The 26,224-nt window shown below is 64.6% G+C and carries 22 protein-coding genes; 6 read left to right on the forward strand and 16 right to left on the reverse strand.

Annotated features, from left to right (window positions below):
• Nucleotides 1-7: 7 nt before the first annotated feature.
• From NKH98_RS03755 to NKH98_RS03770, 4 genes are all read right to left on the reverse strand, one after another.
• Nucleotides 8-910: an ABC transporter permease gene (locus NKH98_RS03755; RefSeq protein ID WP_352896712.1), complete on the reverse strand. Its 903-nt coding sequence runs from the start codon at nt 908-910 to the stop codon at nt 8-10.
• Nucleotides 910-1,869 carry an ABC transporter permease gene (locus NKH98_RS03760; protein ID WP_352896714.1) on the reverse strand — a complete coding sequence of 320 codons (960 nt, stop codon included), beginning with the start codon at nt 1,867-1,869 and terminating at the stop codon, nt 910-912. Before NKH98_RS03760 ends, NKH98_RS03755 begins: the two co-directional genes overlap by 1 nt.
• A 65-nt stretch (nt 1,870-1,934) precedes the next feature.
• Entirely contained in the window at nt 1,935-3,515 is a 1,581-nt protein-coding gene (locus NKH98_RS03765) for an ABC transporter substrate-binding protein (RefSeq protein ID WP_352896716.1), read from the reverse strand.
• Nucleotides 3,516-3,535: 20 nt separating this feature from the next.
• Nucleotides 3,536-4,249, reverse strand: a complete 714-nt coding sequence (locus NKH98_RS03770; protein ID WP_352896718.1) for a FadR/GntR family transcriptional regulator — start codon at nt 4,247-4,249, stop codon at nt 3,536-3,538.
• 101 nt (nt 4,250-4,350) lie between these two features.
• On the opposite strand from NKH98_RS03770, the gene NKH98_RS03775 reads away from it, so the two are divergent.
• Genes NKH98_RS03775 through NKH98_RS03785 form a run of 3 tightly spaced genes read left to right on the forward strand, consistent with a single transcriptional unit; the run spans nt 4,351 to nt 7,254 of the window.
• Entirely contained in the window at nt 4,351-5,322 is a 972-nt protein-coding gene (locus tag NKH98_RS03775; RefSeq protein ID WP_352896720.1) for a Gfo/Idh/MocA family protein, read from the forward strand.
• Nucleotides 5,319-6,314, forward strand: a complete 996-nt coding sequence (locus tag NKH98_RS03780) for a Gfo/Idh/MocA family protein (RefSeq protein WP_352896721.1) — start codon at nt 5,319-5,321, stop codon at nt 6,312-6,314. Before NKH98_RS03775 ends, NKH98_RS03780 begins: the two co-directional genes overlap by 4 nt.
• Nucleotides 6,304-7,254, forward strand: a complete 951-nt coding sequence (locus NKH98_RS03785; protein WP_352896723.1) for a dihydrodipicolinate synthase family protein — start codon at nt 6,304-6,306, stop codon at nt 7,252-7,254. The genes NKH98_RS03780 and NKH98_RS03785 overlap by 11 nt, the downstream gene beginning before the upstream one ends.
• A 34-nt stretch (nt 7,255-7,288) precedes the next feature.
• On the opposite strand, the gene NKH98_RS03790 is transcribed toward NKH98_RS03785, so the two are convergent.
• Nucleotides 7,289-8,236, reverse strand: a complete 948-nt coding sequence (locus NKH98_RS03790; protein WP_352896724.1) for an LLM class flavin-dependent oxidoreductase — start codon at nt 8,234-8,236, stop codon at nt 7,289-7,291.
• Between the two features lie 130 nt (nt 8,237-8,366).
• Nucleotides 8,367-8,522 (reverse strand): hypothetical protein, encoded by a 156-nt coding sequence (locus tag NKH98_RS03795; RefSeq protein ID WP_254817777.1) that lies wholly within the window; start codon nt 8,520-8,522, stop codon nt 8,367-8,369.
• A gap of 267 nt (nt 8,523-8,789) precedes the next feature.
• Between NKH98_RS03795 and NKH98_RS03800 the strand changes: the two genes are divergently transcribed.
• A complete protein-coding gene (locus tag NKH98_RS03800) occupies nt 8,790-9,557 on the forward strand; it encodes an SDR family NAD(P)-dependent oxidoreductase (RefSeq protein ID WP_352896726.1) in 768 nt (255 codons plus the stop codon).
• Nucleotides 9,558-9,571: 14 nt separating this feature from the next.
• On the opposite strand, the gene NKH98_RS03805 is transcribed toward NKH98_RS03800, so the two are convergent.
• The 10 genes from NKH98_RS03805 to NKH98_RS03850 all read right to left on the reverse strand — a co-directional run bounded on the left by NKH98_RS03805 (nt 9,572) and on the right by NKH98_RS03850 (nt 22,555).
• Nucleotides 9,572-10,516, reverse strand: coding sequence for an ABC transporter permease (locus tag NKH98_RS03805; protein ID WP_352480009.1), 945 nt, complete (start codon nt 10,514-10,516; stop codon nt 9,572-9,574).
• Entirely contained in the window at nt 10,513-11,568 is a 1,056-nt protein-coding gene (locus NKH98_RS03810; protein ID WP_352896728.1) for an ABC transporter permease, read from the reverse strand. Before NKH98_RS03810 ends, NKH98_RS03805 begins: the two co-directional genes overlap by 4 nt.
• Nucleotides 11,568-13,052 (reverse strand): ABC transporter ATP-binding protein, encoded by a 1,485-nt coding sequence (locus tag NKH98_RS03815; protein ID WP_254818062.1) that lies wholly within the window; start codon nt 13,050-13,052, stop codon nt 11,568-11,570. The genes NKH98_RS03810 and NKH98_RS03815 overlap by 1 nt, the downstream gene beginning before the upstream one ends.
• 210 nt (nt 13,053-13,262) lie before the next feature.
• Nucleotides 13,263-14,294: a BMP family protein gene (locus NKH98_RS03820; RefSeq protein ID WP_352701273.1), complete on the reverse strand. Its 1,032-nt coding sequence runs from the start codon at nt 14,292-14,294 to the stop codon at nt 13,263-13,265.
• Between the two features lie 169 nt (nt 14,295-14,463).
• Nucleotides 14,464-15,669, reverse strand: coding sequence for a 3-oxoadipyl-CoA thiolase (pcaF, locus tag NKH98_RS03825; protein ID WP_352896730.1), 1,206 nt, complete (start codon nt 15,667-15,669; stop codon nt 14,464-14,466).
• A gap of 194 nt (nt 15,670-15,863) precedes the next feature.
• Nucleotides 15,864-17,927 carry a 3-hydroxyacyl-CoA dehydrogenase NAD-binding domain-containing protein gene (locus NKH98_RS03830; protein ID WP_352896732.1) on the reverse strand — a complete coding sequence of 688 codons (2,064 nt, stop codon included), beginning with the start codon at nt 17,925-17,927 and terminating at the stop codon, nt 15,864-15,866.
• A 120-nt stretch (nt 17,928-18,047) separates the two neighbouring features.
• Entirely contained in the window at nt 18,048-18,995 is a 948-nt protein-coding gene (locus tag NKH98_RS03835) for an ABC transporter permease (RefSeq protein ID WP_023678189.1), read from the reverse strand.
• A 2-nt stretch (nt 18,996-18,997) separates the two neighbouring features.
• Nucleotides 18,998-19,972: an ABC transporter permease gene (locus tag NKH98_RS03840; RefSeq protein WP_352801478.1), complete on the reverse strand. Its 975-nt coding sequence runs from the start codon at nt 19,970-19,972 to the stop codon at nt 18,998-19,000.
• Nucleotide 19,973: 1 nt separating this feature from the next.
• Nucleotides 19,974-21,467 carry a sugar ABC transporter ATP-binding protein gene (locus NKH98_RS03845; protein ID WP_352480036.1) on the reverse strand — a complete coding sequence of 498 codons (1,494 nt, stop codon included), beginning with the start codon at nt 21,465-21,467 and terminating at the stop codon, nt 19,974-19,976.
• Between the two features lie 74 nt (nt 21,468-21,541).
• Complete coding sequence (locus NKH98_RS03850; protein WP_254817784.1) at nt 21,542-22,555, reverse strand: ABC transporter substrate-binding protein; 1,014 nt, start codon at nt 22,553-22,555, stop codon at nt 21,542-21,544.
• A 211-nt stretch (nt 22,556-22,766) separates the two neighbouring features.
• Between NKH98_RS03850 and NKH98_RS03855 the strand changes: the two genes are divergently transcribed.
• On the forward strand, nt 22,767-25,193 hold the full coding sequence (locus NKH98_RS03855) for a glucan 1,4-alpha-glucosidase (RefSeq protein WP_352896734.1): 2,427 nt from the start codon (nt 22,767-22,769) through the stop codon (nt 25,191-25,193).
• Between the two features lie 14 nt (nt 25,194-25,207).
• On the forward strand, nt 25,208-26,224 hold the full coding sequence (gene gnd, locus NKH98_RS03860; RefSeq protein ID WP_352649406.1) for a phosphogluconate dehydrogenase (NAD(+)-dependent, decarboxylating): 1,017 nt from the start codon (nt 25,208-25,210) through the stop codon (nt 26,222-26,224).

The raw sequence follows: 26,224 nt of genomic DNA on the forward strand, positions 1-26,224 counted from the left end.
TTCGAGGTCAGTTGAGATCGGAGCGGGGATCGAATGCGTCGCGCAGGCCGTCGCCGATGAAGTTGATGGCGAGCACGGTGAGCACCAGTGCGGCGCCTGGGAACATCCATTGCCACGGATAATTTTCAAGCACGACGGTGGAGCGGGCGAGATTGAGCATGTTGCCCCAGCTGGCTTCGGGCGGCGCGATGCCAAGGCCGAGGAAGGACAGGCCAGCCTCGAGCAGGATGGCGTTGGCGATCTGCAAGGTGGCATAGACGACCAGGATATCGATGCAATTGGGCAGGCCGTGCCGGAACAGCAGATGCGGCAGCCCCGCGCCCATGCCGCGGGCGGCAACGACGAAATCGCGCTCGCGCAGTTCGAGCAGCCGGGCGCGCACCATGCGCGACAGCACCGGCCAGGAGAGCAGCGAGATCACCAGTATGGTGGGCGCGATGCCGGTGCCGGCTATCGAAGCCAGCACCAGCAGGAAGATCACCGGCGGCAGCGTCATCGCCAGATCGACCAAGCGCATCACCGTGCCGTCGACGAGGCGCCCGCCAAAGCTGGCGACGGCGCCGACCAGGAAGCCGATGACGGTCGATATGGCGACCGAGCAGACGGCGACCAGCAATGAGATCCGCCCACCTTGCAGCAACCGGGCCATGACGTCGCGCCCGACGCCGTCGCTACCCAGCCAATGAATGGCCGACGGCGCCTTGTTCATCGCCCTGAGGTCGATGGCGTTCGGGCCGAACGGCCACCACAAAGGATATGTCGAAACCGCCAACAGGATCGGGATGACGATCAAAAGCCCGGCACGCGCCGCGCGGTTTTCGAAAAAGCGGTCGAACGCGCGGCGGAGCGGCCCCTTGGTCTGCGGTAAGGCTGTCGGGTCGACCGTTGGGTCCGGCACAGTGATTGCCATCACGCCACCTGAATGCGCGGGTCGACGACGGCATAGACGACGTCGGTCAACAGGTTGACCAGGATGACGCAAACGCCGATCACCAGCGTGGCGCCCATGATCACCGGGTAATCGCGGGTGCCAACGGCATTGACCAGAAGCAGTCCCATGCCTGGCCAATTGAACACGCTTTCCAGGAAGATGGCGCCGCCGATGGCGATGCCGACGGTCGAGCCGATCAGCGTGATAACCGGCAAGAGCGCGTTGCGGGTCGCATGCTTGATGATAACCCAGAACTCGCGCACGCCCTTGGCACGCGCCGTCCGCACGTAATCCTGGTTGAGCACTTCCAGCAGCGAAGCGCGCATGTAGCGCATGATCAGCGCGGCATGGCCGATGGACAGCAGGCAAGCGGGCAGGATGAGGTGCGCAAGCACGTCGGTCATCGAGAACGGCGCACCCGCGGTCTGCATGCCGCCGGACGGCGCCCAGCGCAGCAGCACCGAGAAGAAATAGAGGCCAAGCAGCGCCGTCAGAAAAGCCGGGCTGGAGATACCGATAAACGACAGCACCGACAGCGCGATGTCGGACAGTTCGTTACGGCGCACCGCGCTGAAAATGCCTGCGGAAATGCCGAGCACGATGGCGATCGCCAGGCCCGTGCCCATCAGCAGCGCGGTCGGGCCGATGCGTTCCATGACCAGCGGCAGCACGGCGACGCCGCTGCGCTGGATCGAAAAGCCGAAGTCGCCGCCCAGCGCCGCGCGCAGCCAGGCCAGATATTGCACGGGAAGCGGCCGGTCGAGCCCAAGCCGTTCGCGCAGCCCCTCGAGATCGGAGGCGGACATCGGCACCGACGGGTTGATATAGGCGTCGATCGGATCGCCCGGCGCCAGCCGCAACAGGATGAAGATGAGGACGCTGAGCGCGACCAGCATCAGCAATCCTGTAGCGCTGCGGCGAGCAATGAAGCTCAACATGGGCTATCCGTGGCGGTGGCAGGCGGCGCCAAAGTGGTCCGCCTGCTCGCTTCGTTGCGGGGTTCTTACTGGATATCCCAGCGCTCCGGGTGAGCTGCGTAGGGGCCGCCGCCCGGCGCCGGCGTCCAGACGAAGTCACGCAGCTTGTTGGAGGCCACGCCATAGCGGTTGGCCACCCACAGCGTTGCCCAGGGCAGGTCCTTGTTCATCACCTTGCAGACCTCCTGCCAGGATTGGTCGATCTTGGCCGGATCGGTCTGGCCGAGGGCGGCGTCCAATGCAGCGCTCAGATCGTCGAATTCGATGCGCATGGTGTTGAAGCCTGCCGGCGGGATCTGCGACTTGTTAAGGCCGGGGTTGAGGCTGGCCGGATTGGGGCCGTTCTGCAGGCCGGCATAGACCATCGGAAAGGCATTCCAGTCCGGCGTGCCTTGTTTGTAGACGATGCCGTTATAGGTCGGCGTATCGACGACGCGCGGCACCACGTTAATGCCGACTTCGGCCAGCATCGACTGGATGGCGGCCATCACGTTGGCCGCTTGCGGCGAGCCGTAATAGGTCAGCAGGGTGATCGGTTTGTCGCCGTTGATCTTGTCCCAGCCCGCCTCGGTCAGCAGCGCCTTGGCCTTGGCCGGATCGTAGGCATATGGTTCGAGACCCTGGGGAACGAGATGCGGCGCGACATAGCCGCAATTGGCCGGCTTGGCGGCACCGCCATAGAGGCTGTCTATGATGGCGTTACGGTCGATCGCGTACATGATCGCCTGGCGGACACGGATATCCCTGAACAGGTCGACCTTCTGATTCAGGCCGATATAGTTGACCACGTAGGAGGCACCTTCGATCACCTTGAAATTGCTGTCGCTTTTGAAGGAGGCCGCATCGTCGGGCTCGACATAGGTGAACTGGATTTCGCCGGCACGGAGCGCGGCGAGGGCCGCCGCCGGTGACTCGAAATAGCGGTTGATGAGCACGTCTACCTTCGGCTTGCCGCTGCGATAGTCGTCGTCGGCTGCCAGCTCGACATATTGGTCGCTCACGTAGCGTTTGAACTTGAACGGGCCGGTGCCGACCGGAGTGGTCGACCACCAGGTGCTGGTCGCCAGCGATTCCGGCGACAGGGTGGCCAGGGCATGCTGCGGCAGGATCATCAGCTGCGAGAGGATCGATAGAAACGATCCGTTCGGTTTCGATAGCTTCACCACTGCGGTGTGGTCATCCGGCGCATCGACCGAGGCGATGTCGGCGAGACGGGCGGCAAACAGGCTGCCGGAGGCCTTGTTCTTGGCAAGCTCGAGCGTGAACTTGACGTCCTTCGAGGTGAACGGCTTGCCGTCGTGCCAAGTCTCGTTGACCAGGTTGAACGTATAGCTCAGCTGGTCGTCGCTGATCTTGTAGTCCTTCGCGAGGTCGCCTTCGATCTCGGTCAGCCCGGCATTGTAGATGACCAGCGGTTCAAAATAGGTGCTGAGCCAGGTGTAGCCGCCGGTCGCGACCAGCGGGTTGAAGTTCTTGGGAAAGCCGCCGGGACCGACGTCGAAGCCGCCGGCGATGTTTTTGGCGTTTTGTGCCTGGACGCTGGTCACTGGGGCAATGCTGGCGAGCAGCAGCCCTGCGATAGAGAATGCGGTGGTCCTGATGCGCATGGTTTCCTCCCTTGGCATGTTCAGGGTGTTCGGTTCTTGGCGATAACCTGCTGGATTCCCCGGTAATGGTCGTCGAGCCGCCGACGCGCCTGGTCGACATCCTTGGCGGCGACGGCCTCGACGATCTCGTGATGGTCGCGCCATGTCGCCAGCGGCGTCGGATTATCGAGATTGGCGAAATTCGAGGCCTTGTTGAACGCCATCCAGAAGATGTCGATCAGCGCGCTCAGCATGCGATTGTTCTGGCAGCGGAACAGCAGCTGATGGAATTGCTGGTCCTCTTCGGCGAAGCTCTCATGGCGCTCGGCACGTTGCCGCATGCGCTCGGTCAACTGGCGCAGCGCCTCGATGTCGTCGGCGCTGATCATCTCGATTGTCTTGGCGATGAGGCCGGTTTCCAGCACGCGACGGATTTCGCGCAGCTCTTCGACGTCGCGGAGCGAATCCTGCAAACCGTAGGCCAGGTTGTCCAGCAGCGGCTTGAACGAGAACTCCTTGACGAACACGCCGATGCCGCGTCGCGTCTCCAGGATGCCGATCGATTCCAGCGCCTTGATGGCCTCCCGCACGGAGTTGCGGCCGACGCCGAGCCGCTGCGCCAGGAACGTCTCCGGCGGCAAGGGATCGCCGGCCTTGAGCTGGTTGCTTTCGATATAGGCCCTGAGGCTTTCCTGCACGGTGACGTGAAGGAGCGGCGGCCTGCTCAACGGTTCGATCGACTTCAGTTCCGCCATCCCACTGCTTTCATCATCCGCTGGACTACCCCTGCCCGCTGCTTGTCGTATAGCTACTTGTAGGATATCCTGCAAGCCCATAGCAAACATGTTGCTCCCGAATGAAGATAATCCTCGCCGGCTCGAGCCACTGGCACGCCGAAATGCACCTCGACGCCGCACGCTTTTACGGTGCGGAGATCGCCGGTATCTGGGATGAGAATCCTGGCCAAGCGCATGCGTTCGCCGCGCACCACGACCTGCCGTTTATCGAAGATTTCACGGAGATACTCTCCAGCCCGCCGGACGTGATCCTGTTGATGGGGCACCCTTCGACGGTGCCGGCGCGGGTACGTGCGATCATCGGGGCAGGGATACCGCTGATCCTGGAGAAGCCGGCGGCCAGCCATCCGAGGGAACTGATGGCGCTGCGCGACCTCGCCCGACAGCACCAGGCCTTTGTCGCTGTGCCCCTGCCCAATCGTTTCGGGCCGGCCGTTGCCGCCTTTGAGCGGCTGCACCGGCAGGGCCGTGCCGGTGTGGTGGCGCATTGCCAGTTCCGGCTGGTCGATGGCCCGCCTGGGCGCTACATCGCCGACGGTGTCGCCTGGGTCGTCGACCCGGCGGTTGGTGGTGGAGGTGCGTTGCGGAATCTCGGCATACACGGCGTGGATGCTGCACTCAGCCTCGCAACCGGCAGGCTTGGCCTGAAGACCGTTTCGATTGCGAACCGCATCCATCCGGGCCCGGTCGAGGATCATGCGCTGCTGGTGCTGGAAGACGAGGCCGGCGCGCTGTTCATCGTCGAGGCCGGCTACACCTTTGCCTCGATGCGCCCCGGTGGCGACTTCGAATGGCGCATCGTCGCTGCCAATGCGACCCTGGTCGACCACGGCGATCGCGCCATCTGCGCCACGCTCGACGATGCGGCAATCGTCGATCTGCCGGTCGAATTGCCGGCAACGCGCTACCGTCTGTGCATGCGCGACACGCTTGACCGGCTGGCCCGAAAAGCGCCTCCGTCGGTGTCCATCGAGGATTACGTTGCGGCGATGTCGTTGATCGACGCCGCTTATGAAAAGGCAGGACCATGATTGGACTAGGAATTATCGGCGCCGGCGATTTCGGCGCAGCCCATGCGCGGGCAATCCGCGAGGTTGGAGGCATTCGCCTCGCCGCCGCCTCTCGTGGAAACGCCGATGCACTGCGGCAATTCACCGCCGAATATGGCGGCAGCGGCTACACCGACTGGCGTCAGCTGCTGGACGACAAGGAGGTCGACGCGGTCCTCATTGCCAGCCCGCATCACCTCCACGCCGAAATGGCCATCGGCGCGGCAGAGGCCGGCAAGCACATCCTGCTCGAAAAGCCGATGGCGCCGACGGCGGCCGCCTGCGATGCGATCAATGCCGCCGTGGCCGATAGCGGCGTCAAGCTGATGGTCGCCCACCTCATGCATTTCGCCCTGCCCTGCATGGCGGCCAAGCAGGTGCTGGAGGAAGGAGTGCTCGGCCGGCCGCTCATCGGATCGAGCTGGATCATCAAGCTCTGGATGGAACACAATCGCCGCGACTGGCATCTGCGCAAGGCGAGCGGCGGCGGTATGCTGTTGACTGCCGGCATCCACGCGCTCGACCGCCTCGTCTGGCTGATGGATGACGATGTCGTGTCGGTAAGCGGCATGCTCGGCGCCAAATTCCATGACCAGGAAGCAGACGATACCGCCTTGCTCGGACTGCGCTTCGCCGGCGGCGGCATCGGCCAGGTGCAGAGCGTCGGGTACCGCACCGGCGCTACGACCTACGCCATGGACCTTACCTGCGAGCAGGGAACGCTGCGCATCGACATGGACCGCGGCACGATGCTTGGCCGCGATACGGTCTCGACCGAGCTGCCCGGTTCCTTTGAGCCGAACTGGATGCATAACGCGCTGGTGCGCGAATGGCGCGCGATGCGCGATGCCATTGCCGACGACACGCCGGTGCCGGTCGACGGCGCCTATGGGCGCAAGATGATCGCCATCATCGAGGCCGCCTTTGCCTCGAACGAAACCCGCCGCGAACACGAGATCGCCGGTGGACGCTGATCTTAACGACCACCTAGCTCGCTTGCCCGCACACGCGCCGCGCGGCGTCTGGGGCGCAGTGATGCTGGCCATTGATGATCGCGGAGCGATCGACTGGCAGGCGACGAAAGAGACGATCGCCCGGCTCTGCGCATCGGGTGTCGACGGTGTCTATTCCAATGGCACGGCCTGCGAATTCCATTGCCAGACCGAGCCCGAATTCGACCGGCTTTGTGAGCTGGTTGCCGAAACAGCCGGCCGCGCGCGCCTTCCTTTCCAGATCGGCATCAGCCAGTCCAATCCGCGCGTCGCGCTGGAGCGGCTGACGCGGGTCGCCGCACTTCGCCCGACGGCGGCTCAATTCACCTTGCCTGACTGGTGGCCGCCCAGTGACGACGAGGTCATGCATTTTGTCGGCGGCCTCTGCGAGGCCGCGCCCGAAACGCCGCTGGTGCTCTACAACCCGCCGCACGCTAAACGCCGCCTGACGCTCGACGGCATCGGCAGGCTGCGTGCGGCCGTGCCATCGCTGGTCGGCGCCAAGCTGCCGGGCGGCGACGCTGGCTGGTATGCCGATATGCGCCGCAAACTGGACGGATTCTCGGTCTTCGTTCCCGGCCACACGCTGGCGACAGGGTATGCCGGAGGCGCTCACGGCAGCTATTCCAACATTGCCTGCCTCAACCCGAAGGGCGCGGTGCAGTGGTGGCAGATGATCCGCACCGACATGGTTGCAGCTGCCGAGGTCGAGGCCCGCATACGGGCCTTCCTCGCCGCACATGTTCTACCGTTTCGCACCCGTTACGATGTTGGCGATGCAGCACTCGACAAGGCGATGGCGGCGGCCGGCGGCTGGGCGCCGCTCGGGCCGCGATTGCTCTGGCCCTACAGCTCCGTTCCCGATGAGGAAATCCCGACCTTGGCCAAGGCCGCTCACGCGACTTTCCCGGAATGGCGGTAGCGCCGTCAGCGAGGTGCGTGACGACGGCGGCTCTTCAGCAACCGGCTCTCGCGCCCTGTGTCGCGCGTGACGCAAACGCCCCCGGCTGAGGGATATCGGCCTCGCGCCGTGCCAGCGACTTGCGCAGCAGTGCGATCGCCTCGCGGCCGGCCGTCGCAATCTCGCGTGGCCTGTCGACGCCGACGATCATGAACTCCTTGATCCCCAAAGCGGCGTAGGAAAGCAGCGACAGCGCGACCTGCGCCGGCGGCCCGGCCAGTTCGACCGCCTTCTGGCAGGAAGTGGCCGGTTTGTCTTCCGAACGGATTTGGACGGGAAGCGCGAAACGGAGCTTGCCGGCCCGGCCGTGTTCGGCGGCGGCGCTGCGTACACGCTCCATAGACTGGCGGATTTCTGCAAGCGGGCCCGGCGCCAGCTCGAACACGTCCGCATGCCTGCCCGCGACCCTGAGCGCCGTGCCGGACCGTGCGCCCATGCGGATGTTTACGTCGGCGCCATGCGGCCCCTTGCGCGGCACATAGCCGCCTTTGATGCTGTAGAAAGCGCCTTCATGGTCGAACGGTCTGTCGTTCGACCACAACCGCTTCAGCAGCACCAGATATTCGTCGATGCGTTGCCAGACCACCGTATGGCCGGCTGGACGTGCCTCGGCATCGTCGTCGCCGAACGGCTCGCTGAGCATCCTGAGCGACAGCCGGCCACCGCTTCTCGCGTCGAGGGCAGCGAGCTGCCGCGCCGCCACGATTGGTTCGATCACGCCCGCCCAATGCGTGAGCACGACCTCCAGGGAGGAGGTACGGTCCAGCGTCTGGGCGGCAAGGTCCATATTGGTCAGCAGGCCGGCCTGGTCGTCGATGACGATCCTCTGGAATCCGGCATCCTCGATCAGTGACAGTTTCGTCGCGGTCTCGACAAAGTCGTAGAAAAAGCTGGCGTCGGCAGCGTGGATCTTACCGGGAACATGCGTGAACTCGATCGGCATTGCCATCTCCTCCATCACGTTGGAATCAGGGCGCGCAAAAGCGCACCGGCATTCGGTTCATCAACTCCAGAATTTCTGCAAACGGCAGGCCGCTATCCCGAGGAAGCCTCGACGATCAAGGCCTCAATAATCAGGGAATCAGCCCGAGGACCACTGCCCCGGTGAATACAAACGCAAGGGCAAAGACGAGATAGGCGAAAGCGCCGGCGTAGGCCGGCCGCCATACCTGGTCGGAACCCAGCCTTTGACCTCTGCGGGCAGTCTGAGTGTTCTGGCTATAGGACATATCGACCTCCGTCTCGACGCTTAATCTATAAAATCAGTAGACTTTGTCGAGTGCTATTTTCGCGCGATCCTTAGAACAATTTTCTCCAAACGGCGGACAAATTAGGGCTTTTACTGCTTAGCGCACTGCCTTTTGAGGCAGGCGGGTGACGGCAGAAGATGGCAGGTCCACGTGTCCGCGGCTCCTTGGCCAGCCATTGGATGAGGGATAGCATCGCTGCTTCAGTGGAAAGCCACGACGTCACGGCAAGGCAGCAGGGAGCAAACCATGGGCACAAGATTGGCCGGCAAGGTCGCCATCATTTCGGGCGGCGCGACCGGCATGGGCGGTGCGGCCTCGGAGCTTTTCGCCGCCGAGGGCGCCAAGGTGGCGATCATCGACCGCAACGGCGAAGCGGCGGCTGCCACCGCAGCAGCAATCAGGCAACGCGGCCATGTCGCCGAGTACTGGGTCGCCGACGTATCGGACGAGGCGCAGGTCGAAGCGGCGGTGAAGGGCGTGATGGAAAAATTCGGCCCGGTCACGGTTCTGTTCAATCACGCCGGCACCATCGTCATCAAACCCTTCCTGGAGACCACGCTGCAGGAATGGGACTGGCTGCATGCCGTGAATGTGCGTTCGATGTTCCTGATGACGCGCGCCGTGCTACCCGGCATGATCGCCGCCGGCGGCGGTTCCATCGTCTGCACCTCGTCGATCTCGGCGGTGGCGGCGACGCCGATGGAGGTGCTCTACGATACCACCAAGGGCGCCTGCCATATGTTCGCGCGTGCCATCGCCGTCGAGTTCCGCGACCGCAACATCCGCTGCAATGCGGTCTGCCCCGGCTTCATCAGGACGCCGCATGGCCTGCGCGAGGTCGCCGATCTCGACAAACTCGGCGTCGATGTCTCAGACGCGGCAATGGCGGCGCAGCAGGGGCGGATCGGCGAGCCGGAAGAGGTGGCGAAGGCAGCCCTGTTCCTGGCCAGCGACGAGGCCAGCTTCGTCAACGGCGCGCATCTGTTCGTCGATAACGGCTTCACGGCGATGTGAAAGGCGGAGCACCGTTACCGTTCTTCGCGCCGGAACGGCTTGAGCAGCGCCGAGGGCGCCACCGCATTGCGCGACATCACCGCCATGGCGACGATGGTGAAGATGAACGGCAACATCAGGAACGCCTCGTAGGGGATATGGCCAAGCCCGCTCGCCTGCATGCGCAACTGCAAGGCGTCGACGAAGGCAAACAGCAATGCGGCGCCTGCCGTGCGCCAAGGGTCCCAGCGGCCGAAGACGACGAGCGCGATCGCCACCCAGCCGCGTCCCGAAACGACGCCGAAGGTGAACGCGTTGAACTGCGCCATCGACAGGAAGGCGCCTGCGAGCCCCATCAAGGCACCGCCGAGGATCACCGCCTGGAAGCGCGTTGCGATGACGCTGACGCCGGCCGAATCGGCGGCCCGCGGGTTTTCACCGACCATGCGAACAGACAGGCCCCATGGCGTGCGGTAGAGCACGAAGGCGGCCAGGGGAATAGACAGCATCGCCATGTAGACCAGCGAAAACTGGTTGAACACCGCCGGCCCAAGCACCGGTACGTCGGACAGGATTGGGATCGGCAGCGTCTCGAACCCCTTGATGTTCGGTGGCACCGATTGCTGGCCGAAGATCAGCCGGTAGAGGAAATAGGCAAGGCCCGACGAGAACAGCGTCACGCCGATACCGCAGACATGCTGGCTGAGGCCGAGCGCTACCGTGAACAGCGCATGCACGGCACCCATCAGCGCCCCGGTCAGCACCGCCGCAAGCACGCCGAGCCACAGGCTGCCGCTGAGGCTCGCCGCGGTGAAGCCGGTCATTGCCGACAAAAGCATGATGCCTTCGATGCCGAGATTGAGCACACCGGCGCGCTCGGAAAACATTTCGCCCAGCGTTGCGAAGGCAAGCGGCGTGGCGATGCGGATGATCGCGGCCAGGAAGCCGACCTGGAAGATTTGCTCCAGCACCACGCTCATCTGGCGGCTCCGACGCGGCGGATGCGATAGGCGGTGAACAGGAGCGCCACCAGCATGGCGAGCAGCGCAGTTCCCTGGATGACTTCGCTGAGGAAGGCCGGAACGCCGGTCGCCCGCGACATCGCCTCGGCGCCGGTCATGACGGCGGCAAGGAAGATCGCCGCCGGCACCACGCCGAGCGGATTGAGCCTCGCCAGCATGGCGACGACGATGCCGGAATAGCCATAGCCCGGCGAGATGTCGCTCATCACCTGGAAATGCACGCCGCCGACCTCGCCGACGCCTGCAAGGCCGGCCAATGCGCCGGACAGCAGCGCCGTCGAAATCAGCACCCGCTCGACATTGATGCCGCCATAGCGCGCGGCTTCCGGGTTCTCGCCGGTGACCCTGATGCGAAAGCCGAGCGTTGTACGCGCGACCACGAACCAGATCAGGGGTGCCGCGACCAGCGCCGCGACGACGCCGAGATGCAGCCGCGTGCCTTCGATGAGTACCGGGAAATTCGCTGAATCCTCGATCGGGGGCGAGATCGGGTAGCCGCTGAAACTGTCCTTCCATGGCCCCTCGATCAGCGCCATCAGCGCGTAGAAAATGACCGAATTGAGCAGCAGCGAGCTGACCACGTCATCGACCCTGAATTTCACCCGTAGCGTCGCGGGGATCAGCGCGACGGCAGCGCCGGCGGCCCCACCCGCCAGCGTCATCAGCAGCATGGCGAGCGGCCCCGGCATCGGGATGGCGCCGACGGCACAGCTCGCCACCGCACCGGCGAGCAATTGCCCTTCGGCGCCGATGTTCCAGAACTTGGCGCGGAAGGCGACCGCCACAGCAAGCCCTGTGAAGATCATCGGGGTGGCACGCACCAGCGTTTCGGTGACGGCGTAGCTGTCGCCCAGCGACGCCGAAAACATCACGCTATAAGCCTCGACGACGCCGGCGCCAGCCAGTGCGATGAGGCCGCTGCACAAGATCAGCGTCGCCCCGATGGCGAGCAGCGGCAGCGCCAGATTGAACCAGGCGGGCGTTGAGGTGCGGGCCTCGAGACGGAACATCACGCCTCCGCTCCGGTCATCATCAACCCGAGTCTGGCGACGCTGGCGTCGGCACTGTCGAGCGTGCCGACGATGCGGCCCTCATACATCACCGCGATACGATCCGAGAGCATCAGCAACTCTTCCAGGTCCTCGCCAATGACGATGATGCCGCAGCCCTTGGCGCGCATGTCGAGGAATTTTTCGTGGATGAAGCGCGCGGCGCCGATGTCGAGGCCGCGAGTCGGCTGCGAAACGATCAGCACCTTCGGATCGAAGGCGAGTTCGCGCGCCAGAAGCGCCTTTTGCAGATTGCCGCCGGAAAGCGCCCCGGCGCGCGTCATCGGGCCGGGGCAACGTATGTCGTAGGCCTTGATCTGCGCCTCGGCGAAGGCGCGGATCGCATCCGGCTTGAGCAGGCCGTTGCGGCTGAACGCCGCCGTGCCGATGCGCGGCAGCACCATGGAATCGGCAAGCGGCAGATTGGTGACCAGCCCTGTCGTCATGCGGTCTTCCGGGATGCGGCCGAGGCCGAGCGCCTGGACTGTGCTCGGCGAGAACCGCGAAACCGCTTTGCCGGCTATGGTCATCTTCCCGGCATCGGGCGCACGCACGCCGGAGATGACTTCGGCAAGCGCGCGCTGGCCATTGCCGGAGACGCCGGCGATGCCAAGGATCTCGCCGCCACGAACCGACAGCGAAACATCGCGCAGCGCCATGCCGGAATGATGCGATGTCGAGATACCGTCGAGGGTCAGCACGGCCGCACCGGGCATCGACGGTCCTCTGGCCGGAGGCACGATCTCGTGGCCGCACATCAGCCGCGCCATCTCCGAAGACGTCGTGCTGGCCGGCGCATCGACGCGACCGGCAACGCGCCCATGCCTGAGCACGACGCAGCGATGCGTCAGCGCCCGCACCTCGTTGAGCTTGTGCGAAATGAAGATGATGCCGAGCCCTTGTGCCGCCATCGAGCGAAGCGCCGAAAACAGTCCGTCGATCTCTGTCGGCGCCAGCACCGCCGTCGGCTCGTCGAGGATCAGCAGCCTTGCGCCGCGAAACAGCGCCTTGACGATTTCGAGCCGCTGTTGCTCGCCGACCGACAGCGCCGAGACGGGGAGGTCTGGGTCGAGCGTCAGCCCGTGCTGGCGGCCGATCTCGGCGAGCCGCGCCACCCCGCCGGCGCGGTCGATTCGGCCCGATCTGCCGGGAATGCCGATCAAGAGGTTCTCCAGCACCGAAAGCCGCGGCGCGAGATGAAAATGCTGGTGCACCATGCCGATGCCAGCGGCCAGCGCATCGGCCGAGCTGTTGATCGCCAGCGGCCGGCCCTGCACCAGGATCTCGCCGGCATCGGGCGCATAGGCGCCGAACAGCACATTCATCAGCGTCGTCTTGCCGGCGCCGTTTTCGCCGAGCAGCCCGAGGATTTCACCCGGCGCGACGCTGAGATCGACGGCTTCGTTCGCCTTGACGGCGCCAAAGCTCTTGGAGATGCCGCGCATTTCGATGAGAGGGGCAGGCGTTGACAAGGCGGGATCCTGGTGGCGTTGACGCCGATATCCCTCCACCTTGAGGGGAGGGTGCCGAGCGAAGCGAGGCGGGAGGGGTCGTCTCAACCGCCTCGACGTTTAGACCGAAAAAGATGGAGCGCGTCGCCGAGAACCCCACCCGGCCCTGCGGGCCACCCTCCCCTCGAGGGAGGGATGCGCCGCTCAGTCCGAGACCGGCGTATTCTCATCGACATCGACACGGAAATTGCCGTCGAGGATTTCGGCCTTCTTCTTTTCGACCAAGTCCTTGACCTCGGCCGGCAGCGTCTTGTCGAACTTGTGATAGGGCGCGAGGTAGGAGCCGCCCTTGGCCATGCGCGAGAAATCACCGTAATCCTGCGCCGTAAAGACGCCGGCCTTGACCAGCTTGATTGCCTGCTCAACCGTCGGATACATGTCCCAGACCGGCCCGGTGATCACCGTGTCGGGGCCGAGGCTCGATTGGTCCGACATGTTGGAGATAGCGAGGATCTTCTTCTCGACCGCCGCTTCGATGACGCCAAAGCGCTCGGCATAGATGACGTCGACGCCGGCGTCGATCTGGGCGACAGCAGCTTCCTTTGCCTTCGGCGGATCGAAGAACGAGCCGATGAAGGCGACCTTCTTCTTGATGTTGGGATTGACCTCCTTGGCACCGGCAAAGAAGGCGTTGACCAGCCGGTTCACTTCCGGAATGCCCATCGCCGCGACGGCGCCAATCGTGCCCGATTTCGACATTTTTCCGGCAATCATGCCGGACAGATAGGCCGGCTCGTGGATCCAGTTGTCGAAAACCCCGAAATTCGGCTCGGCCGGCCCGGCGCCGGAGCCGAACAGGAAGGCGGTCTTTGGGAATTGCTTGGCGGTCCTGCGCGATTCGCGCTCGGCGGCGAAGGCATCGCCCAGCACCAGCTCATAGCCGCCCTGCGCATATTCGCGCATGACACGGCTGAAATCGGCGGTCTGCACCTTCTCCGACCATTTGTATTCGATGCCGAGTTCCTTCTCGGCCTTCTGCAGGGCGACATGGATCTGGTTGTCCCACGGCTCCTCGATCGGCGTGGCGAAGATCGCCGCCACTTTCAGTTTCTTGGTCTTGGCGAAGGCGCTGTCCGGCAGCATCGCCGCCGCCAGGCCGAGCGCGCCCAGCTCCAGCACGTTGCGTCGCGAAAGCCCTTCGCGTTTCGATTGGATTCTGCTCTTCCCGTTGTCCATTGCATGCCCCTCTGATTGGCGCCGTGTCGAGCCGGCTCTCTTCTCTGGAATATCGGCGAAGGAACTATGGAACGGTGCCCGGCTTTTGTCCACATGGTCAAATTTGGCCGGGCGGAACTGCTGTAAACGTTCGTGTAATCGCAGCTTTAGAACGACCGGAGCTGCTTGCTCACAATCTCTCGAGCGCCACCGCGATCCCCTGGCCGACCCCGATGCACATGGTCGCGAGGCCGTAGCGGCCGCCGCGTTCGCGCAGCTCCAGCGCCGCCGTGCCCGTGATGCGCGCCCCGGACATGCCGAGCGGATGGCCGAGCGCGATGGCGCCGCCATTGGGGTTGACGTGCTCCGCATCCTCGGCAATGCCGAGTTGGCGCAGCACGGCAATGCCTTGCGAGGCAAAGGCCTCGTTGACCTCGATGACATCGAATTGTCGCGGCTCCAGCCCGAGCCGGGCGCATAGCTTTTGCGTGGCCGGCACCGGGCCAATGCCCATAATGCGCGGCGCCACGCCGGCGGTGGCACCACCGAGAATACGAGCGATCGGCGTCAACCCGTATCTTTCCACGGCGGCTTCCGAGGCGACGATCAGCGCTGCGGCGCCGTCATTGACGCCCGACGCATTGCCGGCCGTAACCGTGCCGCCTTGCCGGAACGGCGTCGGCAACTTGGCCAACGCTTCGATCGTCATGCCTGCTCGCGGATGCTCGTCCTTTGATACGACCACCGCATCGCCCTTGCGCTGCGCGATCGTCACCGGCGTGATTTCCTTCGCCAGCCGACCATTGGCTTGCGCGGCGATTGCCTTGTCCTGGCTGCGCACGGCAAACGCATCCTGGTCTGCGCGGGAGACAGCGAACTCTTCCGCCACGTTCTCGCCGGTCTCCGGCATCGAATCGACGCCGTATTGCTTCTTCATCAGCGGATTGATGAAGCGCCAGCCGATCGTGGTGTCGTAAATCTCGGCATTGCGCGAAAAGGCGGTCTCGGCCTTAGGCAGCACGAACGGAGCACGGCTCATCGATTCGACGCCGCCTGCTATCATCAGCTCTGCCTCGCCGGCTTTGATGGCGCGCGCGGCAATGATGACGGCGTCCATGCCGGAGCCGCACAGCCGGTTGACGGTCGAGCCGGGAACCTCCTTCGGCAGGCCGGCCAGCAGCAGGGACATCCTCGCCACATTGCGGTTGTCCTCGCCGGCCTGATTGGCGCAGCCATAGATGACATCGTCGACGGCAGCCCAGTCGATGCCGGGGTTGCGCTCGACCAGCGCCTTCAAAGGGATAGCGCCGAGATCGTCGGCACGCACCGCCGACAACGAACCGCCGAAGCGTCCGATCGGCGTGCGGATGTAGTCGCAGATATAGGCCTCGGCCATTATGCAGCCTTCCCGTTTGCGCTGATGATTTCTGCTCCCGGCCCAGCCATGTTGGCCGCATTTTCCTTGAGACGAAAGCACATCTTGCCGCCGGCCGTTAGGCCAAAGACAATTACAGCTGCCGCCCGCCGGGAGCGGCGGATCAGCCGATGCTTTCACCGCCGTCGATCACCAGCGCCTGGCCGGCGTTGATACTAGCCGCCGTTCCAGGAACCGGTTTCGGCCATCTGTCTGAGCCGGGGCGCCACCCGAAAGACGTCCTTGCCGGTCCGCTGGTGCCAGTGATCCAGCCGCCGGATGATCTTGTCCACGCCTTCGAGGCTTGCCCAGAACATCGGACCGCCCTTGCCGATCGGGAAGCCGTAGCCGTTGACCCAGACGACATCGATATCGGAGGCGCGGGCGGCAATCTTTTCCTCGAGGATTTTGACGCCCTCGTTGATCATCGGATAGAGCGTCCGCTCGATGATCTCCTCGGCGCCGATTGGCCGCGGTGCAATGCCGCGTTCGGCAGCTTTGTTGCGGATCAGCGTCTCGACCTCGGGATCGGGCAGCGGCGTGCGCGAACCGTTCTCATAACGATAGAAGCCGCTGCCGGTCTTCTGGCCGAAATGTCCCTGTTCGCACAACGCATCGGCGATCACGGCCGTCTGGCCACGCGCCTTGCGGTTGCGCCAGCCTATGTCGAGGCCGGCGAGATCGCTCATCTCGAACGGCCCCATCGGCCAGCCGAAATCGGTGAACACCTGGTCGACCTGGCGCGGCATGGCGCCTTCCAGCAGAAGCGTCTCCAGTTCCGAACCCCGCGCCGCCAGCATGCGGTTGCCGACGAAGCCGTGGCAGACGCCGACAACGACCGGCACCTTGCCGATCCGCCGTGCCAGATCGACGATGGTCGCCAGCACGTCGGGCGAAGTCTTGTCGGCGCGGATGATTTCCAAAAGCTTCATGACGTTAGCCGGCGAAAAGAAATGCATGCCGAGGAGATCTTGCGGCCGCGACGTCGAACCGGCGATCTCGTCGACGTCGAGATAGGAGGTGTTGGTGGCGAGGATCGCGCCCGGTTTGGCCACCGCATCGAGCCTGCCGAAGACATCCTTCTTGACCGCCATCTCCTCGAACACGGCCTCGACGATCAGGTCGCAATCGGCGAGGTCGGCATAGTCGGTGCTGCCCCTGAACAAATCCAGCCGCTCGCGCTTGGCGTCTTCGCTCAGCGATCCGCGGATAACGGAAACGGCATAATTTTTGTCGATCGTCGTCAGTCCGCGTTGCAATGCTTCCTGCGTCGTCTCCAGCAAGGTCACGGGAAGACCGCTATTGGCGAACGCCATGGCGATGCCGCCGCCCATGGTGCCGGCGCCGATGACGCCGACCCGGGCGATCTTGCGCCTGACGACATCCTTGCCGGCAACCTTTGCCGCCTCACGTTCAGCGAAGAACAGATGCCGCTGCGCGCGCGACTGGTCACCGGCGACAAGCTTGAGGAACAGGTCGCGCTCCGCCGCCAGCGCTTCGTCGAAGGGCTGCGTCAGGGCGTTGCGGACCGACTGCGCACAGGCGATCGGCGCCTCGAGGCCGCGTACTTTTTTGGAAAACGCTGCCGCCTGCTTGTCGAAAACCGGCAAGTCGGCCTGGTCGAGGCGATCATTGCGGTCGCGCACGGGCGTGAACGGACCGCCTTTCGCGGCCGTTTCGCTGGCGAAACTCACCGCTTTCGCGATCAGGTCGCCATCGAAGACGGCATCCACCAGGCCGTCGGCGCGCGCCTCGGCAGCACCGATCGGCGTTCCCGAAACGATCATGCTGAGTGCCTTTAGCGGACCAACCAGGCGCGGCAGGCGAACCGTGCCGCCGCCGCCCGGCAGCAGGCCAAGCTTGACTTCCGGCAGGCCGAGCCTTGCCGTTCGGTCGGCAACACGGAAAAGGCAGCCGAGCGCCAGTTCCAGGCCGCCGCCGAGCGCAGTGCCGTGAATGGCTGCGACCGTCGGCTTGGTGATAGTTTCCAGCACGGCGACAATAGCGCGCAATTCCGGCTGCTGCGCCGGTCTGCCGAATTCGGTGATATCGGCGCCGGCGACGAAGGTCCGCCCGGCGCAGGCGATCACGATTGCTCCGACCGACGGCTCGTCCCGCAGGGAAACGAGCGCCCGCATCAACGGCTCGCGCACATGGAAGCTCAGCGCGTTGACCGGCGGATTGTCGATGATCACCACCGCGACTTTGCCATGCCTTGTGGTGCTGACGAAATCGGACACGCAAACCTCATACAACGATGTTGGCCAATAGCGCGACGGGATTTACAGCGCTGGCATGCGGATGGGAACCACGTGTTTTGCGGGCCGGATCGTTATCCCCTCGCCGCCGGGTGCCTTGCCTTAGCGCAGCGCCTTCTGCCCACCGGCGGCGGTGATGACGCCGACGATGATCAGCCCTGTCAGCACCAGGCGGACGCCGACGCTGACGCCGAATGTGTTGAGCATGGTCAACAGCAGCACGAGAAACAGCGCCGCGCCCCAGACCCCCGGCACATTGGCCTTGCCGCCAGCTACCGACGTGCCGCCGATGACGACGACCGCGATCGAGGCCAGCAGATACTCATTGCCGATATCGACATTGGCGCCGCGGAAATAGCCGGCGAGCAATGCACCGTCGAGGCCGCCAAGCGCGCCCGACAGCGTGTAGGTGAGGAAGCGGGTGCGGCCGACATTGACGCCGGCCAGCCAGGCGGCGCGAATGTTCTGGCCGATCGCCAGCACCGAGCGTCCGTAGATCATGCGCTGCAAAACGATGCCGGCGCCGATGGTGAACAGCACGGTGAGGATCGCCAGCACCGGGATGCCGAACACCTGCCAGTTGGTGAAGTCGGCAAAGCCCGGTGGCGGTTTGATCTGCAGGCCTCGCCCGTAGCTGATATCGACCGACTGGATGACGAAGCTGGCCGACAGCGTCGCGATGATCGGTGGAATGCGCAGCGCCCATATCAGAAGGTAGTTGACGGCGCCGATCGCCATGCCGCAGGCAAGCGCGGCCAGCAGCCCGACCGCGATCATCGCATCATTGCCGTCCATGACTTTCATGGCGACGGCGCTGGCAAGGCCGATATTGGCCGGCAGCGACAGGTCGACATTGCCCGGCCCGAGCGTGATGACGAACATCTGCCCGACGCCGACAATGACGGTGAAGACGGCGAGCGACAGCGCCGCCGTGATCATGCCGCCGCCGCCATAGCCGCCGGTGAAGGCGATGGTCGCCAGCCACACCAGCAGCGCCCCGAAGAATGACCAGATCCAGGGTCTGGCGAGCAGTGTCCGCAGCGAAGCCATGCTCACCTCTCCCTGCGGCTGATCAGCACCCGCGCTGCCAGCACGATGATCAGGATGGCGCCATTGGCGGCGACCTGCCAGTCGGGCGGAATGTGCATGAAGGTCAAGAGCGGCGATGCGGCCAGCGCCAGCGTCAGCGCGCCGATGACGGCGCCGATCGGCGACACCCGGCCGCCGACGAACTCGCCGCCGCCGAGGATGACGCCGGCGATCGAAAGCAGTGTGTAGCCATTGCCGATATTGGCATCGGCCGAGGTGGTGATGCCGATCAGCGCCATGCCGGACAGAACGCCGAACAGGCCGGTCAGCGCAAACAGCGCGATCTTGGTGCGCAGCAGCGACCAGCCGGCGCGCTTGAGTGCGGCTGAATTGCCGCCCGATCCACGCAGGATGACGCCATAGGAGGTGCGCATCAGGCCAAAGTGGACGACGGCCGCGATCAGCAATGCCGCGATGATCGGGAACGGAATGAAGGGTGGCTTGAAGGCCATCAGCGCCAGCAGCCAGTCCGGCGCCTTGCCGCCGGGCTTGGGCAGGATGAGGATGGCCATACCCTGCCAGACGAAACTCATGCCGAGCGTCACCACGATAGAGGGCAGGTTGCGCAGGTGGATCAGCGCGCCGAGCAGCGCGTAGACGCCGATCGACCCGAGCAGGATGACGACGCCGAGCAGCGGCGCGTCCTTCAGCCACGTCGCCGTCACACAGCCGACGAAGCCGACAAAGGTGCCGATCGACAGATCGAGCTCGTTGCCGGCGATGACGAACATCTGCGCGATCGTCGCCAGTGCGATCGGGATCGCCAGATTGAGCATCAGGCTGAAGCCGAAATAGCTGATGGCGCGCGGGTTGAGCCAGGCGATGGCGATGAGCACCAGCGCCAGCGACAGTGCCGGCAGCAGGCTGCGCAGCGTACGCGCCCGCCTCGTGGCGCGAGCCGAAGATCTTAGCCCATTCTCGACGGATGCCGCTGTCATCTCAGGCCGCCTCGCCGAACGACGACTGGATGATTTTTTCCTCCGTCAGTTCGTCGCGACGAAGGTTGGCGACAATGCGGCCGTTCTTGAACACATAGATATGGTCGCAATTGTCAAGCTCTTCGGTTTCGGTGGTGTACCAGAGGAAAGTGCGGCCATGGCGAGCCTCTTCGCGCACCAGGTCGTAGACTTCGAGCTTGGTTCCGATGTCGACGCCGCGCATCGGATCGTCCATCAGCACGATCTTGGCGTCGGAGCCGAGCGCCCGCGCGAACAGCGCCTTCTGCTGGTTGCCGCCGGACAGCGAGAAGATGTTGTTGTTCATGTCGGGCGTACGGATGCCGATTTTCCGCTGCCACAGCTCGGCGAGCTCGGCTTCCCGCTGCGGCGAGATCAAGAGGCCGTTGCGCAATCGCGCCAGCGAACGGATGCCGATGTTCTCGGCGATCGACCATTGCGGAAAAATCCCGTCCGACTGGCGGTCGCCGGCAACCAGCGCCACCGGGGCGGTGACCTCGATGCCGGTCCTGGCGCGGGAAGCCGCAGCAAAGATCGCCAGCAAAAGATCGGTCTGCCCATGCCCGGCAAGTCCGGCAAGCCCGATGATCTCACCGGCACGGGCGACGAGCTCGTTGCCGTCCTGCTGTCGCGCCGGCCGCGCCCGGACCCGCAGCGGACCGGGCTCCGGCTTGCCGCTCGCAATCTCTGCGGCGGCCTTCTCGCGTGCCGCAGCTCCGCCCATCGCCGTCACCAGCCTGTCGCGGTCGAATTGATCGGCCTGCCCGGCGGCGACGACCTTGCCGTCGCGCATCACGACGATGCGGTCGGCATTTCCGAGCACTTCGCCGAGCACATGCGAGATCAGGATGCAGCTCTTGCCGGCGGCTACGAAGCGGCGCACGAACGCCAGCAGCTGGCCGGCGGTATGCGCATCGAGCGAGGACGTCGGCTCGTCGAGGATGACCAGTTCGAGCGGCTCCTGCGTGACCGTGAAGGCGCGCGCCACCTCCACCATTTGCCGGCTGGTGATGGAAAGATCACCGACGATGTCGGATGCCGAGATGCTGTGGCCGGGGAATATCTCGTCGAGCTTGGCGGCGATCAGATCGGCCGCCTTGCGCCGCCAGCCGAAGCCATTAAGCGACGCGTGGTTGATCCGCGTGTTCTCTGCGACGCTGAGGTTCGGGCAGAGCGACAGTTCCTGGAAAACACAACGTATGCCGAGCTGCTGTGCGCGCGGCACCGAATAACTTGCCTCGACACCCCCGCGGACCGCGATCTGCCCGCTGTCGGGGGCAAGCGTGCCCGCCACCATATGCATGAGCGTCGATTTTCCGGCGCCGTTATGGCCGACGAGACCGACGCATTCTCCGGCACGAACGCTGAAATCGACACCGGCGAGCGCCCTGACGGCGCCGAAATGTTTTTCGGCTCCGTCCAGTCTTATGATGTCCAAACTGACGGCGCCGAAAAGCTTTTCGGCGCCGTCCGGCATGATGATGTCTGCATTGGCCTCGGACATCCCTCAACGATACCCGGTTATCCGTGGCGGCAACAATAGTGCCATGCTCACTTGATGTTGGCCTTGATCGCGGCGATGGCGTCTTCCTGCGTGTATTCGTGGCTGGCGACGCCGCCCTTCGGAATCTTCGGCAGCGCGGCCTCGAAATCATCCTGTGTGAAGGCAAGATAGGGAACCAGCAAGTCGTGCGGCACGTCGGTGCGGCCGTCGAGCACCTGCTGCGCCACCCAGAACGCAAGCGTCGATACGCCCGGTGCGATCGATGCCGACCAGGTCTGGTAACCGTCCTTTTCCTTCTGCTCCTTCCACCACTGCAATTCGTCCTGGCGATTGCCCATGATGATGGTCGGGCGCGGCTTGCCGGCGGCGGCGAAAGCCTGCGCCGCGCCGTAGCCGTCACCGCCCTGGTCGACCACCCCGACCACATCCGGCAGCGACGGCAGGATCGTTGCGACGGCTTTCTGTGCCGTTGTCTGGTCCCAGTCGCCGGTCACCGAGCCGACGATCTTGAACTCGGGATGGGCAGCGACACCCTCGAGGATGCCGGCGTGGATGGCGTCGTCGATCGAGGTGCCGGCGAGACCGCGGATTTCCAGGAGATTGCCACCCTTGGGCTGGAACTTGGCCATCTGTTCGACTTCCTGCTTGCCCATGTCCTTGAAGTCGACGACGACGCGGTAGGCGCAGGGTTCGGTGACGATGCCGTCGAACGAGACGACGACGATGCCGGCGTCGCAGGCCTGCTTGATGGCGCCGTTGAGGGCATCCGGAGACGCCGCGTTGATGACGATGGCATCATACCCCTGCAGGATCAGGTTCTGCACTTGGGCTGCCTGCGTCGGCACTTCCTTGTCGGCCGTCGTGAAGACGTCCGCGGCGCCGACCACCTTGTCGGCAACCGCCTTCTTGGTGACGATGGCGTAGCTGTCCAGCATCGCCTGCCGCCAGGAATTGCCGGCGTAATTGTTGGAGAAGGCGATTTTCTTGCCGCTGGTGTCGGCAAGCGCGGTGCCCGAGGCGAGCATCGCCGCAAGGGCGCCCAAAACGAATATTTTCTTCATGTCATACTCCTCCCGTGAGTTGCTGTCTTACTGGTGGCTAATGGCTGGCTGATGGCTGATACGCTCACAACGCTGTTTTTTATCTATTATCAGACAAATGCAGATGGGCGACAAGCTGTCAACAGCAATCCATGGCCGGCGAGCAACTTGCGGTGCAATCATTGTAAACGGTTCGGCTCCTGGTCTAGGGATGGCACTGGAGACCGATTGAATGGCAGCGAACCTTGCCCCGGGTGCACCCGGCATTCCGGCGCGCTGGACCTCGAGCGCCAAGAGCGGCGTCGGCACTGCGCTCTCGCCGGCCTGCCCGATCTGGTTCACCATCAGTCACGGTATTCTCAACGAGATCTACTATCCCCGCCTCGACAGCGCCTGCACCCGCGATCTGGGGTTGATCGTCACCGGACCCGATGGCTATTTCTCGGAAGAAAAGCGCGACGCCGAGCACAGCATCGAACCACTCGAGGACGGGGTGCCTGCCTATCGGCTGGTCAACACCGCGGCCGATGGAAGCTACCGGATCCAAAAGCGGATCATTACGGATCCGGAACCTCCCGTCGTGCTGCAGGAGATCATTTTCACGCCGCTCAAAGGCGCGGCCGCCGACTACCGCGTCTACGCGCTGCTGGCGCCGCACCTCGTCAACGCCGGCATGGGCAACACCGCCTGGATCGACGGCCATGAAGGACAGCCTGTCCTGTTTGCATCGGGACGCGGCGTCTGCCTGGCGCTCGCCTCGTCGCTGCCGTGGAAGGCGTGCTCGGCCGGCTATGTCGGCGCCTCCGACGGCTGGCAGCAGCTTCGTCAAGGCGGCCGGCTCGATCCGGCCTGCCGCAGGGCCGAGGATGGCAATGTCGCGCTGACCGGCGAGATCGGCCTTTCGGCCGCGAATCCAAAAATATTGCTGGCGCTCGGCTTCGGCACGACACCGCAACAGGCGGCGGAAACCGCTTTCGCCAGCCTGAGGCAAGGTTTTGAGCCCGCGGTCAGATCCTATGTTCAAAAATGGCGCCAATGGCAGACCGGTTTGCTGCCGCTGGACCGGGATGCGGCGTCCGGCCTCAATCCCTACCGCATCAGCACTGCGGTGCTGGCGGCACACCGCTCGTCGACCGGAGCAGCCGTCGCCAGCCTGTCGATCCCGTGGGGCTTCAACAAGGGCGACGACGATCTGGGCGGCTATCACCTGGTCTGGCCGCGCGATCTGGTCGAAACCGCCGGCGGTTTCCTCGCCGCCGGCGACCCGGCGGAAGCCTTGCGCATCCTTGGCTATCTGCGCTCGATCCAGCAGCCGGACGGGCATTGGCCGCAGAACGCCTGGCTCGACGGTTCGGCCTATTGGTCGGGCATCCAGATGGACGAATGCGCCTTCCCGCTGCTGCTCGCCGACGCGCTGCGCCGCGCCGGGCATTTGCCGCCTGCGGTACTCTCCTCCTTCATGCCGATGATCGAGCGCGCGGCCTCCTACGTCGTGCGCAACGGCCCCGTCACCGGCGAAGACCGCTGGGAAGAAGACGCCGGCTACAGCCCGTTCACGCTTGCCGTCGAGATCGCCGCATTGCTAGCGGCTGCGGACATGTTCGATGCCGTCGGCAAAACAGAGCCGGCAAACTACCTGCGCGAAACCGCCGATGTCTGGAACGATCAGATCGAGCGCTGGACCTACGTCGCCGGTAGCTCCTCGGGCGATGAAGCCGGCGTCGAGGGCTACTATGTCCGCATTGCGCCGCCCGACAAAGCCGGCGCGGCATCACCGAAAGACGGCTACGTCCCGATCAAGAACCGCCCGCCGGCCGATACGGACCGGCCGGCCAAGGCGATCGTCAGCCCCGATGCACTGGCGCTGGTCCGTTTCGGCCTCAGGGCGGCCGACGATCCGCGCATCCTAGACACGGTCAAGGTGATCGACGCGCAATTGCGTTGCGAGCTGCCGCAGGGGCCGCTCTGGTACCGCTACAACGGCGACGGCTATGGTGAGCATGCGGACGGCGCGCCCTTCGATGGAACCGGCCAGGGCCGGCCCGGGCCGCTGCTGGTCGGCGAGCGCGCGCATTACGAGCTGGCGGCGGGACGCAAGGACAAAGCGGCAAGCCTGCTCGCGACGTTTGAGGGCTCCGCCGGGCCGGGCGGCCTGCTGCCGGAGCAGGTCTGGGATGGTCCAGACATGCCGGAGCGCGAATTGCGGCATGGCGGCCCCTCCGGCAGCGCCAAGCCGCTGGTTTGGGCGCATTCCGAGCACATCAAGCTGCTGCGTTCGCTCCGCGACGGCGCCGTCTTCGACATGCCGCCACAGGGCGTCAAGCGCTATATCGAGGGCAGAACGGTGTCGCGCCTCAGGGCATGGCGCTTCAACCACAAGATCCGTACCATCCCGGCAGGCAAGGCGCTGCGCATCGAACTTCTGGCCCGGGCGGTGGTTCATTGGAGCAGCGACAATTGGGCAACCGTCCATGACACCGAGACCGCCGCGAACCTTTTCGGCATCCATCTCGCAGAGTTGCCGGTTGCCGACGCCGCTCCGGGCAATAGCATTGTCTTCACATTCTTCTGGTCCGATGCGGGCCGTTGGGAGAATGTCGACTTTTCCGTTGGTATCGACGATGCGTCACAGCCACTAGATCATCGATCCCTCAAGTAAGGCAGGACGAGACCATGCAGATAGGAATGATGGGACTGGGCAGGATGGGCGCCAACATGGTTCGGCGCCTGCTGCGCGATGGCCACGAATGCGTCGTCTACGACATCAACCCGGCGAGCGTCGCGGCGCTTGTGACCGCCGGCGCGGTCGGAGCCGCCTCGATGGAGGACTTCGTCGGCAAGCTGACGAAGCCGCGCAGCGCCTGGCTGATGCTGCCGGCGGCGATCACCGGCCGGATCGTCGACCAGGTGGCCGCCCTGATGGAGCCGGGCGACATCATCATCGACGGCGGCAACTCCTATTATCATGAGGCCGTCGACCACGCCGCGCGCCTGGCCTTGAAAGGCTTGAGCTATGTCGATGTCGGCACCAGCGGCGGCGTCTGGGGCCTCGAGCGCGGCTACTGCCTGATGATCGGCGGCCCTGACAGCGCGGTCCAGCATCTCGATCCGATCTTCGCCACGCTGGCGCCCGGCGCCGACGCCGCTTCGCCTGCCCCTGGCAAGGACGCCGGAACCGCTCCCTTCGGTTATCTGCATTGCGGGCCGAGCGGCGCCGGCCATTTCGTCAAGATGGTCCATAACGGCATCGAATATGGTGTCATGGCCGCCTACGCCGAGGGCATGAACATCCTGAAGTCGGCGAATGCCGGCAAACGGCAGCGCACCGCCGACGCGGAAACCAGCCCGCTGGAAAACCCGCAATACTACCAGTTCGACATCGACATCGCCGAAGTGGCCGAGGTCTGGCGCCATGGCAGCGTCATCGGCTCGTGGCTGCTCGACCTGACGGCAGGCGTGTTGAAGGCCGATTCAGCGCTGACGCAGTTCGGCGGGCGGGTATCGGATTCCGGCGAAGGCCGCTGGACGCTGAAGGCGGCGATCGACACCGGCGTGCCGGCGCCGGTGCTGTCGTCGGCGCTGTTCGACAGGTTCTCCTCGCAAGGCGAGTCCGAATTTGCCGACAAGCTTCTGTCCGCCATGCGCTATGCCTTTGGCGGTCATGTCGAAAAACCGAAGGCCGGCTCGTGA

The organism is Mesorhizobium sp. M0833 (genome assembly GCF_040319905.1).
In the GTDB taxonomy this organism is placed as follows: domain Bacteria; phylum Pseudomonadota; class Alphaproteobacteria; order Rhizobiales; family Rhizobiaceae; genus Mesorhizobium.

Excerpts from the sequence above, each read along its gene's own strand:
- gnd (WP_352649406.1), top strand. The coding sequence starts at position 25,208 with ATGCAGATAGGAATGATGGGACTGGGCAGGATGGGCGCCAACATGGTT.
- NKH98_RS03790 (WP_352896724.1), bottom strand. The coding sequence starts at position 8,236 with ATGCCGATCGAGTTCACGCATGTTCCCGGTAAGATCCACGCTGCCGAC.
- NKH98_RS03805 (WP_352480009.1), bottom strand. The coding sequence starts at position 10,516 with ATGAGCGTGGTGCTGGAGCAAATCTTCCAGGTCGGCTTCCTGGCCGCG.
- NKH98_RS03810 (WP_352896728.1), bottom strand. The coding sequence starts at position 11,568 with ATGTTCCGTCTCGAGGCCCGCACCTCAACGCCCGCCTGGTTCAATCTG.
- NKH98_RS03820 (WP_352701273.1), bottom strand. The coding sequence starts at position 14,294 with ATGGACAACGGGAAGAGCAGAATCCAATCGAAACGCGAAGGGCTTTCG.
- NKH98_RS03765 (WP_352896716.1), bottom strand. The coding sequence starts at position 3,515 with ATGCGCATCAGGACCACCGCATTCTCTATCGCAGGGCTGCTGCTCGCC.
- NKH98_RS03780 (WP_352896721.1), top strand. The coding sequence starts at position 5,319 with ATGATTGGACTAGGAATTATCGGCGCCGGCGATTTCGGCGCAGCCCAT.
- NKH98_RS03795 (WP_254817777.1), bottom strand. The coding sequence starts at position 8,522 with ATGTCCTATAGCCAGAACACTCAGACTGCCCGCAGAGGTCAAAGGCTG.
- NKH98_RS03855 (WP_352896734.1), top strand. The coding sequence starts at position 22,767 with ATGGCAGCGAACCTTGCCCCGGGTGCACCCGGCATTCCGGCGCGCTGG.
- NKH98_RS03760 (WP_352896714.1), bottom strand. The coding sequence starts at position 1,869 with ATGTTGAGCTTCATTGCTCGCCGCAGCGCTACAGGATTGCTGATGCTG.
- NKH98_RS03840 (WP_352801478.1), bottom strand. The coding sequence starts at position 19,972 with ATGACAGCGGCATCCGTCGAGAATGGGCTAAGATCTTCGGCTCGCGCC.
- NKH98_RS03755 (WP_352896712.1), bottom strand. The coding sequence starts at position 910 with ATGGCAATCACTGTGCCGGACCCAACGGTCGACCCGACAGCCTTACCG.
- NKH98_RS03800 (WP_352896726.1), top strand. The coding sequence starts at position 8,790 with ATGGGCACAAGATTGGCCGGCAAGGTCGCCATCATTTCGGGCGGCGCG.
- NKH98_RS03850 (WP_254817784.1), bottom strand. The coding sequence starts at position 22,555 with ATGAAGAAAATATTCGTTTTGGGCGCCCTTGCGGCGATGCTCGCCTCG.
- pcaF (WP_352896730.1), bottom strand. The coding sequence starts at position 15,669 with ATGGCCGAGGCCTATATCTGCGACTACATCCGCACGCCGATCGGACGC.
- NKH98_RS03770 (WP_352896718.1), bottom strand. The coding sequence starts at position 4,249 with ATGGCGGAACTGAAGTCGATCGAACCGTTGAGCAGGCCGCCGCTCCTT.
- NKH98_RS03815 (WP_254818062.1), bottom strand. The coding sequence starts at position 13,052 with ATGCGCGGCATCTCCAAGAGCTTTGGCGCCGTCAAGGCGAACGAAGCC.
- NKH98_RS03845 (WP_352480036.1), bottom strand. The coding sequence starts at position 21,467 with ATGCCGGACGGCGCCGAAAAGCTTTTCGGCGCCGTCAGTTTGGACATC.
- NKH98_RS03835 (WP_023678189.1), bottom strand. The coding sequence starts at position 18,995 with ATGGCTTCGCTGCGGACACTGCTCGCCAGACCCTGGATCTGGTCATTC.
- NKH98_RS03775 (WP_352896720.1), top strand. The coding sequence starts at position 4,351 with ATGAAGATAATCCTCGCCGGCTCGAGCCACTGGCACGCCGAAATGCAC.